The 17,073-nt window shown below is 60.3% G+C and carries 11 protein-coding genes; 6 read left to right on the top strand and 5 right to left on the bottom strand.

The features are described 5' to 3' along the window. The 3 genes from VGY55_20640 to VGY55_20630 all read left to right on the top strand — a co-directional run. On the top strand, nucleotides 1-427 hold a 427-nt coding region (locus VGY55_20640), incomplete at its 5' end, for a beta-1,3-glucanase family protein (protein HEV2972393.1). Nucleotides 428-465: 38 nt separating this feature from the next. Further along, nucleotides 466-921: a hypothetical protein gene (locus VGY55_20635; protein HEV2972392.1), complete on the top strand. Its 456-nt coding sequence runs from the start codon at nucleotides 466-468 to the stop codon at nucleotides 919-921. A gap of 6 nt (nucleotides 922-927) precedes the next feature. Further along, complete coding sequence (locus VGY55_20630) at nucleotides 928-2,289, top strand: glycosyltransferase family 2 protein (protein HEV2972391.1); 1,362 nt, start codon at nucleotides 928-930, stop codon at nucleotides 2,287-2,289. Nucleotides 2,290-2,380: 91 nt separating this feature from the next. Here VGY55_20630 and VGY55_20625 read toward each other — a convergent pair whose 3' ends face one another. Continuing rightward, on the bottom strand, nucleotides 2,381-5,575 hold the full coding sequence (locus VGY55_20625) for a protein kinase (GenBank protein ID HEV2972390.1): 3,195 nt from the start codon (nucleotides 5,573-5,575) through the stop codon (nucleotides 2,381-2,383). 326 nt (nucleotides 5,576-5,901) lie between these two features. Here VGY55_20625 and VGY55_20620 point away from each other — a divergent pair, with 326 nt between their 5' ends. Beyond that, nucleotides 5,902-6,975, top strand: a complete 1,074-nt coding sequence (locus tag VGY55_20620) for a hypothetical protein (protein HEV2972389.1) — start codon at nucleotides 5,902-5,904, stop codon at nucleotides 6,973-6,975. A 353-nt stretch (nucleotides 6,976-7,328) separates the two neighbouring features. Here VGY55_20620 and VGY55_20615 read toward each other — a convergent pair whose 3' ends face one another. The 4 genes from VGY55_20615 to VGY55_20600 all read right to left on the bottom strand — a co-directional run bounded on the left by VGY55_20615 (nucleotide 7,329) and on the right by VGY55_20600 (nucleotide 14,793). Then, on the bottom strand, nucleotides 7,329-8,648 hold the full coding sequence (locus tag VGY55_20615; protein ID HEV2972388.1) for a hypothetical protein: 1,320 nt from the start codon (nucleotides 8,646-8,648) through the stop codon (nucleotides 7,329-7,331). Nucleotides 8,649-8,845: 197 nt separating this feature from the next. After that, a complete protein-coding gene (locus VGY55_20610) occupies nucleotides 8,846-10,213 on the bottom strand; it encodes a DUF1552 domain-containing protein (GenBank protein ID HEV2972387.1) in 1,368 nt (455 codons plus the stop codon). Next, nucleotides 10,200-13,199 (bottom strand): DUF1592 domain-containing protein, encoded by a 3,000-nt coding sequence (locus tag VGY55_20605; protein ID HEV2972386.1) that lies wholly within the window; start codon nucleotides 13,197-13,199, stop codon nucleotides 10,200-10,202. Before VGY55_20605 ends, VGY55_20610 begins: the two co-directional genes overlap by 14 nt. 16 nt (nucleotides 13,200-13,215) lie before the next feature. Beyond that, nucleotides 13,216-14,793, bottom strand: a complete 1,578-nt coding sequence (locus tag VGY55_20600) for a protein kinase (GenBank protein HEV2972385.1) — start codon at nucleotides 14,791-14,793, stop codon at nucleotides 13,216-13,218. 278 nt (nucleotides 14,794-15,071) lie between these two features. Between VGY55_20600 and VGY55_20595 the strand changes: the two genes are divergently transcribed. Together VGY55_20595 and VGY55_20590 are read left to right on the top strand one after the other, a co-directional pair. Then, nucleotides 15,072-15,317: a glutaredoxin family protein gene (locus VGY55_20595; protein ID HEV2972384.1), complete on the top strand. Its 246-nt coding sequence runs from the start codon at nucleotides 15,072-15,074 to the stop codon at nucleotides 15,315-15,317. A gap of 234 nt (nucleotides 15,318-15,551) precedes the next feature. Beyond that, on the top strand, nucleotides 15,552-17,073 hold a 1,522-nt coding region (locus VGY55_20590), incomplete at its 3' end, for a DUF1570 domain-containing protein (GenBank protein HEV2972383.1).

The following is a 17,073-nucleotide window of genomic DNA, read 5'->3' as shown; positions in this document are numbered from 1 at the left end:
CTACTTCGCCAAATATGTCGACGACGTGTGGACTTTATATGCCGAGGAGAAGAAAACTCCCAGCGGAGCATGGTCCGGCAAGGTCGACAATGGCGCTTTGATATTCACCGCGGTCAACGGCGGCAATCGCGTCAGTTGCGTAAAGAAGCCGAACACCCAGGAAATCCTCCTGGGCACGGGCGTGCTTGCCAATAATCCGCAGTTCTGCGCCGCGATCAACCGCCACGTGCTGGCCGACCCCGCGGATTGGAACGATCGCGCGAAGTTCTATCGAGCGGAACCTTGCAACTGGTATTCCAAGTTCCTCCACGAACACTCGATCGATCATAAGTGCTACGGCTTCTGCTACGATGACGTCAGCGAGCAGGCTGCCTTCTTCTCCGGCAAGGGGGACAATCTGATCGTTTCGCTTCATTGGGACGCTTGAATCCAATTCCGGAACTCTAATCAGTAAGGACAAGCGCCATGGTCGATGAATTCCAGGTCTTCCCGATGGCGGCCCTTTTTCTTCCGGGGACCGTGGCACTTCCTTCGCCATTTCCCACGGTCGGCACAGTGTGGCTACCATCGCCCGACTTCGAATGCATGCCCGGCATATCGAAGGGGACCGAATTGATCGCCATCGGAAAGTCGACTCCGCCTTCCGCGTCGATCGTTCGCTACGTGCGAGTGGAGCACGTCGCCGCGATTTTCTTGCTGCACGATACCTGCGCCGAAGCAACGGACGCCGTGGATTGGAAACACGGAAATTGGCTGTATAAGCCGAGCAGCGATGATCTGAGACGCGAACTAGCCGCGAGGAGTCGGGCGATTGTCTACGTCCCTGAGAACGCACCCGTCATGACCCAGGCTGTGTTCGGCGCCACGGCCGCTGAAAGTGCCGAGTACCTCGGCTACCTCGCGGGCCCGTGCGACGGTTAGCGATCCATGGTAATTGACGTCGATCTTGTCATTCTGAGCCCGAAGGAAGCCCCGCTGCGAGCGGAAGTTGCCGCGGCAATCGCGCGGCAAGGCGGGGCTAAGATCAAGATGCACCGCGTCATCGCGGCGCCGCAGCCCGAAGACGCCAACCGCTGGGCGACCATCGCTCGCGGGCGCAATGCGGCGCGGCTGGCCGGCACATCCCCTTATGTGATGTTTCTGGATGACGACGTCGTGTTGGGCGAGAATTGCGTGGCCAAGCTCATCGAGCAACTTCGTCGTAAACCGCTGTTTGGAGCCCTCGCGGCGGATTACCTCCGCGAGTCGCACGCCGGTCAACGGAGTGGGCACGTGGGCATGGGAGCAGCGCTCTTTCGCCGCACTGCGGTCCAACGCATCCGCTTTCGTTGGGAGCCCGCCAAATGTGAATGTCAATGCTGCTGCGACGATTTGCGGAAGCAGGGACTGGGGATCGCGTATGAGCCGCGCGCGGTCGCTACGCACCTCGCCGGCCAGGACCGTCAGCGATCGCATACCCAACAAGGGCACAGCGCTAACGGCGTTTCGAGAGCCACTGCGGAAGGCCGAATCCTGGCGGCCTTCGACCGCCACCACTTTCGGCTCTTTCGGCGGCGATTCCTGGCATCGTTGCGCCGGGCGGGAAATGACGAGCGGGTTACGGCCGTGGTCTACGGACTGTATCCCAGCGAGCGAAGCACCTTGTCGCGCGAGCCGCGCGTCGAGGTCCTCGCGCTTCCCCCACATCGGATTTCTCCGGCGCGCCGACGACTCTGGGATTTCCAGTCGGTCCTCGCGCGGCTTCCGGCGGCCACTCCGGTCGCGTATTGGGATGCTGGCGATGTCATATTTCAAGCTAGCTTGCGGCCGCTCTGGGACATGGTGAGAGCCAATCCGGACAAGCTTCTGGCAGTGCGGGAACCCGTATCGTTTTCGCTGAACACTGTGGCGAACGACTGGACGCTCTCGATTCGCGATCCCTTGTCGCGACGCAATGCACTCGAGCTATTTTCGCAAAGTCCCGTTCTCAATGCGGGCTTCGCGGCCGGCACCGCACAGGCCATGTTGGATTATCTCCGCTACGCTGCTCCATCGTGGGAATCGCCGGCACTTGCCGGATCGACCGACTGGGGCGACCAGACCGGCTTCAACCTTTACTGCCACACTCATCCGGAACGCTGGCTAGAGATCGAAGAGGGCTGGAACTACTGTTTGGCCGGCCGGGGAAGGCGGGAAGCCTTTTGGCGCGGGAATGGACGGATTGTCAGCCAGCAAGGCACGCCGATTTACGCCGTGCATGGCAACGCCAAGACGCTCCCCAACTTGCTCAGGCAGGAGCCGAGGTTTTGATCCGCAGGGAAGCAAATACGCCGCGCCCGAGGCCTCCACGTTCACATCGGGCGGCGCACGCGGAGCGTGAATGGCCACTCCGATCTGGCGTTTACTTTTCTCTTCTGAGCCCTGTTTCCGAAAGTCCCATCTGACTCAGCTCTTCGCGGATGAGCGAAAGGCTCCAGATCGCCAACTCTCCATCGGAGAAACCCACGGCCAGGCCTTGACTTTCCGGGCTCCAAGCCAACGACCATACGGAGCTGCGCTCGGGTCGGAACGCATAGACGCGTTTTCGCTGCCTAATGTCCCACACCTCGACGACGTCCGGCTCGACCAATCCCGCCAACCATCGTCCGTCGGGGCTGACGGCGATTTGCGGCGCTTTGAAGGACCCTGTCTCACCCAAGCGAAACGAGTTGACGTCGCGCTCCACGTCCCAGAACTCGGCCATTCCCTGGTCTGAGACGAAGACGAGATTATGGTCGGCCGAATCAAATGCCAGTCCGTGCCAGCCTTGATTCATCCTCGGCGCGTGCAGTTCGCGTGGCTGCGATCGGACAACATCCCAGAGACGTATCGTGTTGCCGTCGTCCACCCAGGAGATCCAGCGGGAGTCGGGGCTAACCGCCAGGTTCAGGCAACGGTTGCCGTCTTGATGCGCGACGCGTTCGAGCTTTACCGCTTCGGGGGCAAGTCTGTCCATTTGCATGCGCCATACCGATAGCCCGGAGTCACCGCTGCCCGCCAGAAAGTGTTGTCCCTCGCGATCAAACAAGGCCAACGAATTGATGTCGCCCAGGTCATGCCGCGTGGTGACGACCACCTTCCGGGTAGCCACGTCGAGAATCTGGATGCCCTGGTCCTTGTCTTCCCAGTAGCCGACGGCCAAGAGCCGCTGATCCGGCGAAAAGGAAACGGCTTGGACGGGGCCGGGCTCCGGAATACTCGCCACCATTTTTCCGTTCTTCCATTCCCAGAGTCGCACCCGTTGATCTTTGCCTCCGGTTGCCAAGATTTTGCCGTCGCCGCGAAATTCGACCCGCGGTATTCCCCCCGTGTGTCCGAGCAGAACGAGTTTTTCGGGCGCGGAGACGAGGCTCCAAACGCGAACCGACCCTCCATTGGACTCGGCCAGCGCGGCGCCATCCCGGCTGAACGTCAGACATTCCCCGCTTTCCGCTTTCCGCCAGTTGAACAAGGTTGCGACCTCTCGATCTGATGCCGCATTCCACATCGTGATCTGCCCACGATTTTCGACGGCGACAAGATACTGGTTGTTGGGGCTGAATGTCACGGCCTTGACGGCGTCCGAGCGTCTTTGAGTTAGCTGGCGAAAGTCGCTCGTGTCATACGCGACCAGCCCTTGATCGAAGCCCAGCACCAGCCGGCGCGAATCGCCGCTGAAGGCCATTCCGTTGGGATAGATCCAACCGAGACCGCGGTCGAATTCTCGGTTGAAAACGATCTTGTTGTCTTTTAAATCCCAGACGGCCAACTCCGTGGCGTCGGAGGTTCCCCGGTTGTAAGCGACGGCCAACCGCGTTCGACCCGCATCCAGTGCAGCGCTGCGGACCGTCCAATCGGAAACGGGAAAGGAACGCCACCGCCGCCCGTCGCCTGCTTCTCGCACTTCGACGGCGCCTTGGCGATACGCGACGATCGAGTCGTCGTCTTGCGAGGCGCCATAGTTCGCGTCGGAAGTCTCCAGATCAAACGTCCTTCGTCCAATCCACTTGCTGTCGGCATAGATCCATTGCTGCACGAACCCCTTCGCATCCGCGGCTACCATCTTTTGACCGTCGGCGGAGAATCGCAGCATGCGCACGCTGGCCTGCCGCAACGGCAAAGCAAAGAGACGCTTTCCGGTCGCCGTTTCGCAAATCCACAAGGAGCCATTCTTAAACCCGATGGCCAGTTGGCTGCCATCGGGACTGAGCGCCAGCGCCGTGGCATCGGATGGGAAACCCTCGACGGTCACCGGTGACGATCCGACGAAATCACCCATCGCCCGCACCATTTCTTGGCGGAGTTCATCGAGGTCGACGGCCGGCGTATCGAGTTTGCGGGCGCGATCGATCAATTGGCGGACCGTCTCGCGGTAACCTTGGGCTCGCTCGGCGCGCTTGGCCTCGACTTGCTGGATGTACGATTCGTAGAGCGCACGAGTCACATTCTGCGCTTGGAGATCGGCGCTTCGGGCGTTTTGGTTGGCATGCACTGCAAAATAAGTGGAAACCACACTCCCCATCAGGAGCGCGACCAGGACGGCCGCGCTCAGCGCGGCGATGGCCGGGTAACGTTTGCACGATCGCCAGAGCCGCTCTCGCCGCGTAATGGGCCTCGCAGCGATCGGCTTGCCTTCCAGAAATCTGTGGAGATCATCGGAGAGGTCTTTCGCAGTCGGATAGCGTCGTGAAGCGTCCTTTTCCATGCACTTCAGACAGATCGTTTCCAGATCGACCGGAACACGACTATCGAGGGTCCGCAGGGCCCGAGGCTCGGCGTGCTGGATCTGCCAGATAAGCATCCGCTGCTCGCCACGAAATGGCAACTCGCCGGTGAGCAGTTCGTAGAGAATGACGCCCAGGGAATAGACGTCCGAGCGGCAGTCCGCCTCGTGCCCCCTGCCACCGGCTTGTTCTGGGGACATGTAGATCGGGGTGCCCAGTAACTTACCGTCGAGGGTCATCGTGATTTCGTCCGCGTCGCGCTTGGCCAACCCAAAGTCCGTCAGGTATGGTTTTCCCTCTGCATCCAACATGATGTTGCCGGGCTTTAGGTCCCGGTGGATCACGCCCGATTCATGCGCGTGATGGAGCGCGCCAGCCATTGTGGAGCACAGTTCGGCTGCCTCCCGTGGCGTGAGGCGTTGTCCGCTGAGCCATTCCCGCAGATTGACTCCCTGAATGAAGTCGCTCACGATGTACAGCGTGCCTTCCTCGCGCCCTACTTCGTGAATGCTGACGATATTGGGATGTCTGAGTTGAGCAGCGGCCCGAGCTTCTCGCAAAAATGGCTCGGACGCGCCGCCGCCCGATTTGTCCAGATGAGGGATCTTGACTGCGACAAACCGCTCTAACTCCGTGTCACGCGCTTTCCAAACCGTTCCAAACCCCCCGGTGCCGACGCATTCCAACAACTCGAAGCGGCCAAATGAGGCCGGCGGTTCCGGACGCAACGAATGGGTCGAGTCGCCCGGAAACAACTGAATATGACTACCGCACGATGGGCACGTGATGTCGGTCAGCGGATCATCAGAGCCGACTTCGAGGCGGTCATGACAATGCGGGCAACGCACTCGCATGGGTTCGGTCTTTCGTTGCTGGCATGGCGCTCAGGGAAGTTGCTCGTAGCACATTATCGTGCGCTTGGGACAGCCGGAGCAAGCGATTCTGGGCAACGAGGCTGCCGGCGACAATGCAGCAGCGCCCGCCACGGTGACCTCGCTCAAGAAATCCTCCAAAGTGGGTCGTTCGATCAGGTGACAATGAACACTCGCGGATAAATTCCGCTTCACGATGATCTCAAGATCATTGACTTCCTTCGGACCGGATGTTAGCTCTTACGTGTTCCCGTTGAACAACGTCCGTCCGGCTTACCGCCCATCCGCCCGGTATAGGAGTTCTTGCCATGCGTGCCGCTCTTTGGTTGTTGAACCTCGTCGCGTCGATTCTCATCGTCGGCACGTCCTCACCGACCGCCGCACTCGCGGCGCAGGCTTACAAAGTCGTCAAGTCCCTGGCGGTGGGAGGCGCTGGCGGCTTTGATTATGTCTTCGCCGATGCCGATGGCCGCAAGCTGTACGTCCCGCGCGGCGGTCGCGTCGACGCCTACGATCTGGACACGCTCAAACCCGTCGGCACGATTACGCCGACCAACCGAGTGCACGGCGCCGCGGTCGACACGATGAACAAGCATGGTTTCTGCAGCAGCAACCCGGTCGTCATGTGGGACACCGACAAGCTCGCGACCCTCAAGACCATTCCCGTGGAGGGCCGGCCCGACGGCATCCTCTTCGATCCCGCCACGCAGCACGTCCTGATCCTTAGCCACTCGGCCCCCAACGCCACGGTGATCGACACCAAGGACGGCTCGATCGTGGGAACGATCGACCTCGGCGGCGCACCGGAGCAAGGCGCCAGCGATGGCATTGGCCATCTCTACATCACCCTCGAAGACAAGAGCAAAGTCGCGGTCGTCGATTCCAAGACGAATAAGCTAACGGGGCAGTACGACCTCGATTCCAAGGGAGGCGGCCCCGCCGGCCTCGCGCTGGACGCGAAGAATCACGTCCTGTTTGTCTGCTGCCACAATCCGGCGACGGCGGTGATCATGAACGCGGACGACGGAAAGATCATTACCACACTGCCGATTGGCAAAGGGATCGACGCGGCGGCGTTCAACCCGAACACGATGGAAGCCTTCGCCTCGACCGGCGACGGCAAGCTGACGATCATCAAGGAAACAGACCCCAAGACATTCGAGGTTGAGCAGACGGTCGATACGATGCAGGGCGCCAAGACCTGCACGCTCGACACCAAGACGAATCAAGTCTTCTTGATCGCCTCGGACCGCAGAGCGGCTCCGCCCGCCGCCGGCTCGATCACCCCGCCGACCACCCCGCCGGCGGCGCCGCCCGGCGGCCGCCCTGGGCGCGGCGGCGGAACTTTCACCATCATCGTCGTCGGCAAGGAAGCCCCGTAAGAGCCCTGCGTCATCACGGAGAAAACGGCGAGACGACCGTGAACACGGCGTCGCTGTCAGGAGCACACTCGTGAATCAAGTACGAAGTGCGACGTACAAAGCACGAAGCGATAGCGGCGTCCGGTTCGTTACAGAGCCACACTCTACAAAGTCGGCGCGAGTGGATGGCTACTGAACTTTTTATTGCCGCGGCGAGGGGCTTGGAAGCCGGGTTGCGGCGAATTCCTGTCCGGGAACCAGTTGCCGACCGACCGTAATACCGAACTCCGTTGCCGCACCGGCTGCCACCAAACCCACGCAAATCTAGAATGGTGCCCTTGGTCAGCAGCGAACGGCTCGGCGACTCGGCAGCTTCAGACCGTGGCGGTTTCTGGTGAACGCAAGTTGATCACCGCGATGCGATCGCCATCTCGTCCGGTTCGGCAGACGACGCCATCTTCCCATGTCCCCAACAGATGAAAACATTCCTGATCCAACGCATGACGTCGATCCATCATCGATAAGACTAATAAGTGGGTGGGCGCCGAATACGATCGAGATGTGCGGAATGTTGAGACAAGTATTGTTTGGCCGGGAATTTTGGCAAGGTCGCCGACACCGCCGAGGACTGGCTTGAGGTTTAGCGTTTCCCGTCCAGACTCGGCATCGAAAGCCAACAACCGGCCACCATTGCCGTCCGTTCCAACGAAGACGTCGGTATCAGACATGCGATGCACTCGGTAAATGTATGGCTTGGCTCTGACGTTCCATAACGGTACGCATTCCTTGCCCAACCACCAAAGCCCCTGTTCGCTCGTCTGCAGAGCCATCCCAGCACACGTCAGGTGCAATTTGGTCCGAGTCGCACGCGGATGGCGCCAGTTTCCGGAGCGGACATGGCGGCCCTTCACATCTATCCATTCAACGCCGACCTCATTCTTAGAGTACCAGGGAACGGCGATCTCAGTGCCATCGTAAACCGGCCACCCTAGCGAATGAGGAAGTTCGTGCAGAATAGTGTTCGTTCCTGTTTCAAAATCGATTACTCCGAGCCTTGGGCTTCTTGCCCAAATACCTGAGAATGAATTCCGTGCAATTATTCCGACGTGAACGTCCTGAAATGTCGCACGCCACATCAATTCGCCGGTCGATGGTTCGAACCGAACTGCCTCTGTTTGGCAGCGAAAAGGCGGCATAGTATTCACTGTCACAGCCGGAGAATAGATCCTTGTTCTTCGGGTATGGCGGGTCAATAGGACGACCAAGCGTTCGGCATCATCGGCAATGAATCCGTAAATCTCTTCGATCTGTGCACCGGACCACGCTGGAGTGACTTCTGCCCAATCGACCGCATCCGGGATGGCAATGAAATGCTCCCACAGTTGAATCCCCGTTAACGCGTCGCGAGCAAGTATCCTCGCACCACCGCAACCGATGGAGATGATCTCGGCAACAACTTGCTCACTGAACCACAATACAGAGTTCGCACTGAAGAGGCCGATGAAGCGTGGGAGTTTCATTGTCTCTGCGAGTCGAACCGGCGTTCGTTCAACAACCCAATCCATCTTGCCGGTTGACAAGGAAAATCGAGCAATGAAACGGTCGCACTGAACCACGGCCGACCTTGCACATACCCGTAGGGTCAGCGATCCGGCACAATCCAGAAAACTAGGAAGTCCATCAACGATTTTCATGGACGTCGATCCCATCGCCGAATCCGTGATGAGCTGACTGCAGTAATTCGATAATGGAGAGCCGACGTGAGATTGTCAATCAACGATCTTGCCCGTCCATTCAACTCATTGGGCGCCACTCGGTGCCGGGAGGTTCACGAGATTTTTCGACCGCTTCGCAAACGCGGGACAATCCCCGCCGGATGTACTAGGCGCTCTTAGAATCCGGCAAGTGGTGTGTCGGCATCGCCGAAGCGATCGAGATGCACGCCCATGCGGTCCATGATAGAGAGATACAAGCTGCAGAGCTTGCGGTTCTCGTCTCCTTTGTCGAGATAGTCCAATACGCGACCGGTCTCGAGGCTTCCGCCCAATCCGCCGGCCGTTAGCAGCGGGACTTTGGTCGAGTCGTGGTGGGTGCCGGACCACATATTCGACATGAACACGATGCAGGAATGGTCGAGCACGGTCCCTTCGCCCTCGCGCATCGCATCGAGCTTGCCCGCCAGATAGGCGAACTGGCTGCAATAGTAGCGGCAGATGCGCTCGTAGTCGTCCGACAAATCGTTGTGCGACGCCGGGTGGTGCGAGGCGCGGACGTCGAGGAACGGATAGCACAGCCCCGAGATATCGCGACACAAGAGCAGCGTGGCCACGCGGGTCTTGTCGGTTTGAAAACCGAGGGCGACGATGTCGCACATCAGCCGCATGTGCTCGCGGATGTCTTCCGGCAGCCCGTTGTCGGGACGCTGCATGGCGGCCAGCGGCCGGCCGCGGTCGAGGGCGTTTTCCTGGGCCGTCTGCTGGGCGTCGCGAGCGGATGCGACGCGTTTTTCGACTTCGCGCACGCTGCTGAGATACTCATCCAGCTTGGCTTTGTCGCTGCCGCTCACCTGCCGGCTCAAACTGGCGGCCTGCTCGCGCACGCGGTCGAGAATGCTCTTATTCCGCTGTTGCCCGTGATTGTCGAACAGGCTGTCGAACGCCAGCGCCGGGTATTCTTCCAGCGGAACCGGCGAGGTCGCGCTTTGCCAAGAGATATATGAGCTATAGGCCATCGAGAAGTTGGTCTCGTGATAGCCCGTGGTCGGCTGCTCGCAGCCGAGCACCAGGCTCGGCTGGACGGTTTGGTCCTCAAGGTGAGCGGCCAACACCTGATCCATGCTGACGCCGCCGTGCAACTCAGCCCCCTTTTGCAGACGAACCCCCGAAAGCAAGTTGCCCGTCTGACCCGGATGGATCCCAACGCCGGTCGAGGCCTTGTTGAACAGGCCGGTGACGAAATTCATTTTGGTCTTGAGCTTTTCCATTGGCTGGAGGCTCTTGCCCAATTCCATGCCGGCGCCCGAGCCTTTGGCCGACCAGTGATTGGCATTGATGCCATCGGCCATAAACAACAAGCCGAAACGCTTGGGCATCGAACTGGCCACGGCGGCAGACCCGTCGCCCACGGCGGCCGCGGCAGAGCTTTCAGCACCCCAGACCGAGATCGACTCCAGCCAAGGCAGAGCCATCGCCACACCGGCGCCGCGCAGGATGGTTCGCCGGGAGATGCGCTCGCGACGGGCTGCGTTACGATCGTTCATGGGATTGATCCTTGTTATCAGCTCTCTCAGCCTCTGGCGTCGGGATGCCCTGGCGGCGCTTATTCAAGAACTGCTGGCTGGTGACAATGGTATCGACCAGTGTGCCGAAGCGATTACCGTTGGCATCGAGCGCGGCGTGCAGCCGCGCAACGGTTGATTCGTCCGAAATTTGGAGCGTGCGCCCCAATGCATAGGCTAGCAGTTTGCGGCACAGATTGTCGAGGAATTCACGCTGCCGGCCATGAAGATACTTCCGCAGGCCATCGAGGCCGGTTCCCTCGCTGCCGTCGCGGAAGGTGGAATGGTTTTCGACCGGCTTGCCGCCGAGATCGAGCGTGCGCCGCTCGCCGACGGGTCCGTAGCCCTCAAAGGTCAAGCCGACCGAATCGAAATGCTCGTGGCAGGTGGTGCAGTTCTTGTCTTGGCGGTGGCGGGCCAGCATTTGGGGAAGCGTCAAATCCGCCAGCTTCGATTCATCGGGCGGAAGCGCCGGAACATTCGCCGGGGGCGGGGGAATCTCTTCCCCCAACAATCGTCGCACAACCCAATACCCGCGCTTCACGGGACTGGTCCGCAAGCCCGGGGCGTTTTTTGTCATGAAGACGGCCATCGGCAGCAGGCCGCCGCGCTCGAAGCGGCGCGCGTCGTCGACTCGCGTCCATTGGTCGGGCGCGATCTCGAGCGGAGGCATGCCGTAATGCCTGGCCAGCACCGGGTTGACGAACGTGTAATCGGCGTCGAGAAAATCCAAGATCGAGCCATTGCGCTGCGCCAGATCGACGAAAAATCGGATCGGCTCCTCGAACATCGCCTCGCGCAGGTCGTTGGTGAAATCGGGGAAACGCCCGCGGTCCACGCTGTTTTGTTCCTCGAAACGGCGGAAGTCGAGCCAATTGCCGCCGAACTCGGTCGCCAGACCGCGCACGCGGCTATCCCGCAGCATCCGCCGAGCCTGGGCAAGCAAGACTTCGGGCTTGTGAAGATCGCCCGCCGCGGCACGGGCCAAGAGCGGCTCGTCGGGCATGCTCGACCAGAGGAAGTAACTCAGCCGGCCGGCCAATTCATAATCCGACAAGGGCTGCACTCCGACGCCCGGCTCCGTTGCATTGAACCGATAGCAGAAGTAAGGCGACATCAGGATGCTCACCAACGTGTCGCGCACCGCTTGTTCATGGTCCAGATGGTCGTCCGTTCGCAATCTGCCGTAGAACGCCACGAGGTCGTCTTTCTCGCTCTGCGACAGCGGACGGCGATACGCGCGCTGCGCGATTTCCAAGAGCGCCGCCAGATGACTCGGTTCCGCGGCCAGCCGGGCACGCTCGATCCCGCGAACGGTCGCATTGACGTTCTCGAAATGATCGCGGATCGCGTCGAGCGCCGTCTGATTGGCCCCCGCCGCGCCGGCCTTGGTCAGAAACGCTTCTTCGAGCTTTTTGATCTTCACTTCAGACGTGCAATCTTTGTCCTCCGGCCGCACGAAATCGAATTCCGGCCCGCGCATGAAGCTCGAATCGCTCCGTTCGAACCAAATCATCGACGCGTATTGCCGGATCGCCGCGGAGGCCACGAAATCCAACTCCTGCCAAAGTTCATCCAGTTCATGCTGTTCCGCGGGACTGAGGATCAATTCATAAAGCGGCGCATCATCGCGGAAGTATCCCGACTGGCTGTGGAAGCCGGCGTTGAGCAGCCTGCCGGTGAGCTTCTTCTCCTTCTCAGGATTGAGGTAGACCCGCGCCCGTTCCGAAACAAAGAAGGCATCGGGGAAGATTGCGCAGAATCGCTTGAAGGCCTCTTCGTACCGTTCGCGCGAACGCTCGTCGGATGGGATAGCCAACACCTCGGCGCCAGCGGCACGTGTCGTAAGGTCCGACTTGCTCAGATTCAATACCGAGCCGGGAGCGTAGGTCAAACGAGTTGTCGCATATTGGCGATCCTTCCAGAGCACCAGCGGCTGAGTGCCGTTGTGCATGCGCGGCGCGGTCAGGTTGTCAAACTCCGGCCTGACTTTCTGACGAAGCGCAACCACGAAGTCACGCATCTCGTCGCAGTCGCGGCGGGTTGATTCGTGCGGCGCGCCGTCGGGGACCGGCAGCGCTTTCCACATTGCCTGCAACGCCGCGATCGGGCCCATCGGCTCTCGCTTGTCGGTCAAAGCGGAATAGATGGTCGCCAGGTACTTCGGGCTGGCCTTTTCCTCTCTGGCAAAGTCATCGAGGCTGGCTTGAGGCCGGCCCAGAGCAGCCCGATTCTCGAATCGCCACGCCGCCAGAAAGTACGCGGCCAGATCGGTCGGCTGCCGCCGATAGAAGTCGATGATCCGGTTGACGCAATACTTATCGCGATCCGTGTCGGCGATCACGGGATACGGAGCGAAGGCCAGCCCATTGGGCCGGAGCACGAGGTGCTCGGAAATGAAGCGGGCGGCCTCCAGGTATTTCTTCAAAAGAAACTGCGACATTGCGAGCGATTCGCCCGAATTGTCGAAACCGGCTTGATTGGCCGGATCGACCGGGAACTCCTTCGCCGGCTGGATATCGACGCCGGTCAGATCGCGGATCGTGTAGTTGTATTCGGAGTTGCTGAGCCGCCGGGCAAGCACCACGCCAGGATCGCCGGCGTTCTGCTGCGCTTCAAAGCTGCGGAGATCGGCAATCCACGCGATGACGTCCCGGCGAGCCTGCTCCGGAGGCTGGCGTTTCGCCTCGTCGGGCGGCATCTCGCCGGCCTTAAGCTTTTCCAGCACCCGTGCCCATTGCCGCTCGTCGTTTACAACTCGATCGAACGTCGAGTAGCGGGCAAGATCAATATCCCCCTTCGGTTTCTCGCCGCCGTGGCAGCCGACGCAATAGGTTTGTACGAAGGGATGGACTGCGCCGCGAAAGCGGTTTTCCAGTTCGGATTTCGCGGGTTCCGTCGCCATGATGGCGGTGGAGATGGCCGGCAGCACGAGCGCAGCGGCGATGAATTTTGCGCAACCTCGCATAGGAACACGGCCAGCATCACAACTTATGATTGACCATCAGAAGGATTGCGATAACGACCGTCGAGACGAGCAATCCCCCGGCGACAGCGTACCAGAACCAGCCGGGTAACTGCAGCGAAGATGACTTGGTCGGGCGTCGCGCCTCGGTCAGTTTGCGCGGCAGGCTCTTGTTCGAGCCGATTGCCGACGTGCCGAACAGCACGCTCGTCAGATCGTCCGGATCCTCGGGCGGTTCGAGAACACGAGCCGTGGGAAGTTTGCCCGACCGGCCCGCGGCGCGGCCGCTATCTCCCGGCTTCAGCGGACCAGACTTGCCAAGCTTGCTGCTGCCGCCGGGTCCGGCGGATCGGGCTTGAGCAGTCGTGGCCGGCTGCGGTCGTCCGGTAGGAGGTCCTTTGAACGTTTCGCTCTCCTTATCGGAGATCGTGTCGTTCGATTTGCCCGGCTTGTCGCGCCGCGGCGGGGGAGCGACCGCGGTCCCCGTGCGTCGCGGCGGGGCCGATGGTCTGGCGCCTGGCTCCGCTCGGCCTCCTCCGCCGATGCTGCCCGCAGAGCCTTTCGACCGGTTCGCCAGCCAAGCGGCCAATGCGTCCGCCACTTCCTTTGCCGTTTGGAACCTGGCCTCCGGCGACTTGGCCATCATCCGATTGCAAACGTCTACTAGCGCCTGCGGCGCATCGCGGCGATCGATATAGATGCTCGCAGGGGCTCTCGTTTGATGAGCGTGAATTCGTTGCGGCAGCGTGCCGGTGGGGAATGGCGGGTGGCCGGTCAACAGGTAGTAAAGCGTGCAACCGAGACTATAGATATCGGCTCTCGAATCGACTCCATGACTGTCCACCGCTTGTTCTGGGGCCAAATAATCGGCGGTCCCCAGCACGTTTTCATCGTGCGCGATCGTGAGGGATGGGGCCTTATCATCAACATACCGGGCCAGCCCAAGGTCCAGCAGCTTGACGATTCCACGGCCATCGACCAACAGGTTGGCCGGCTTGATGTCGCGGTGGATTAGCCCCGAATGATGTGCGTAAGCCAGCCCCTCTGCCGCCTGGCGAATATAGTTGGCCGCCAATTCGTATTCCAACGGCCCATCGTCTTTCACCACATCTTGGAGATCGCGTCCCTCGACGTACTCCATGACGATGAAGTGATATCGTTTGTGCTGGCCAATGTCGTACGCCTGAACGATATTCGGATGGTTCAATCTGGCGGCTGCAGTCGCCTCTTGATCGAACCGCTCCAAGTACGACGAGTCGTTGACGCGGCTGACGGGCAAGACCTTGATCGCCCGCAAGATCTTCATCCGCAAATGCTCGCCGAGATAGACGCTGCTCATGCCCCCCTTGCCGAGCATGCCGAGCAATTTGTACTGGCCCAGCACGAAGTTCGTGGTTCGGGCCTGCAACAAGCTGTCGCACTGCCAACGAGTCAGCAGTTTGGCGTCGATGAGCTTTGTGGCCAAGCGCTCGGCGTCGGCCAGCGCCGAGGGATCGGCTTCTTTCAACGCCGCCAGCACTTGCGTGAGCTGGTTCTTCTCAACCAACTCGCTCTTTTCGACGCACTCTAGAAATTTCTCGACGGATATGTTGGGCATTCCGATTCCGGCGCCGCGCGTGTTCTAACCGAGTGGCCGGCATTGACGCGCGGGCTCCCCAGTATGTCGCGAAGCTGTCTCCGCAGTACGTCGCCAATCTGCGCATTAACCCTAAGTGTTGACGATACCAAGAATTGTCGAAATTTACCAGCAGCAGCTATCTTTCGTAAAGTCCTTCCCACGAATTTATTTTAAACTGGGCAGACCGGCAGAAAAGCCGGGAACCCCCTCCATTGCCTCCGGAAAGGTTGCCGCGTGAAATCGCGCCTATTGCTGCCATGAACAAGACCCCCTTAGAAGTTGTGCTTTATACGCGAATTGGATGCCATTTATGCGACGACGCCAAATCGCTTTTGCAAAAATACGGCCTGGAGGTCTATTTGATCGACGTTGACCGAGATCCGGTACTGGCGGCCCGATACGGCCAGTGTGTGCCGGTGATCGCGATCGATGGCCGCGAGCGGTTTCGCGGGCGAGTGGACGAGGTGCTCCTGCGGCGGTTGCTTCGCCAACGGCCAGTCTGACGCCATTTACAGCACCGTGACGTCGCGCCGCGCCGAATGGCGTGGCAAAGATTCCTGGCGAGTCGCCTCGCCGGCTTTCGGATCCGCGGCCCGCCGGAATCCTGGCGAATTCCGCTACGTCTCAAATGGCCAAGGAGTTTTGCAGTGGCGCGCCGAATTGACTTCTTGCTCGCGGCGCACGAAGCTGGCGGATGAGGTGCTGCGTTTCCATCGTTCCCAACGGGGATTGCTTTCATGACCACGATGCTCGACGGCTTGATGCCATCGCCGCGATGCGCCATGTTGGGCTGGTGGATCGTCGTCTTTGCAGGTGCCGGTCCGGTTTGGGGCCAAGTTGGGCTCGACCTGGCTGGCCTCTCGAAGCTGCCGATGGAGGAATTGCACCTTAAATCGGACTCGAAATCGCAGCCGCCCCGCGCCGGTGCGACGGCACCGGAAAAGGGGCGAGTGCTGCGGGGCTTGATCGTCGCCGAGAATCCCGATTCGGTCGATTTCGTCGAGTTTCGGCGTCCCCCCGGCCGGCCCATGAATCTGGTGATGTATTGGCGTTATCCACAGGAGCGGATCGAACAGATCATTCGCCTTCCCGAAGGGGAGCGGCAGCAGTTGATGCAACGGATCGAGGATTTCAAGAATCGCCGTCAGTTCGAAAACGAAACGTTGCCCGCGTTCGATCTGCGTCGTTCCGAAAAGGGCGATGCCGTCGTATGGCATTACGAAAATCCGGCGTTGTTTTCGGCCGAGCCGGGCGCGACGACCAAGCTCATCGTCGATAGCACCGCCGAGGAGGAAACCACGCGTCGATCGATCCTCCGAATCGAGCAGATCTTCTCGGCCTATTGCGAGATCCTGCCGCCGCGACGTGCGCGGCCCGCGGCCCCGCTCTCGATCAAGCTCTTCGGGGCGATTCAGGAATATCAGGCATATCTCCGCGAACTCGGTTTACGGATGGAAAACCCGGCCATCTATGTGACGTCGCGAAATCTGCTGGTGGCCGGCAGCGAATTGTCGGCCTATGGGCGACAACTCGACGACGTTCGCAAGCATCATAAAGAGCTTCGCAAGGATTCCGAGAGCCTGGCGGCCAAGATGCCTGACTACCTCGTGCAATTCCGCAAGGAGTTGGCGAGCGGTGGCTTCACCAAGGACGATCAGATCAAGCTGGCTCATGCCGCCGAAGCCCGCTTCAAGCGGCAGCAGGATGATCTGGACCTGCAGATTCACGCGGCCGAGCGAAAGAACGTCGAAGAGTTCGATCGCGTGACGGAGTTGATGTTCGCCCGTCTGTTTCACGAAGCGTTTCACGCATATCTGGAGAACTACGTCTATCCGCAATCGGATCACGACGTGCCGCGCTGGCTCAACGAAGGCCTGGCGCAGGTGTTCGAGACGGGACAACTTGAATCCGGTTCGCTGCGACTTGATGCTCCGGACGCCGCCCGCCTAAAAACGCTCCAGCAGGATTTGCGCAGCCCGCAAGCGCTTTCGTTGGCCGAAATACTGACGGCCGACGAAGGCCAGTTTCTCGTGTTGCACGCCGGCGGCGGGAAGGCGTCGCAGCGCTATTATCTTTACTCCTGGGGACTGGCCTTCTACCTGGCATTCCGCCAGCCGCTCTTGGAAACGCCAGCTCTCGACCGCTTCGTCGAGCGATCCGCCGCCAGCCAGCCGCCGATCGAACGCTTCGAGCAGCTCGTCGGCATGCCGCTTGGCGAATTCGAAGCAAAATGGCGCGCCGAAATGCTGACGATGAAAA

The organism is Pirellulales bacterium (genome assembly GCA_035939775.1).
GTDB lineage: Bacteria > Planctomycetota > Planctomycetia > Pirellulales > DATAWG01 > DASZFO01.
This window is presented reverse-complemented; position numbering and strand designations above follow the sequence as displayed.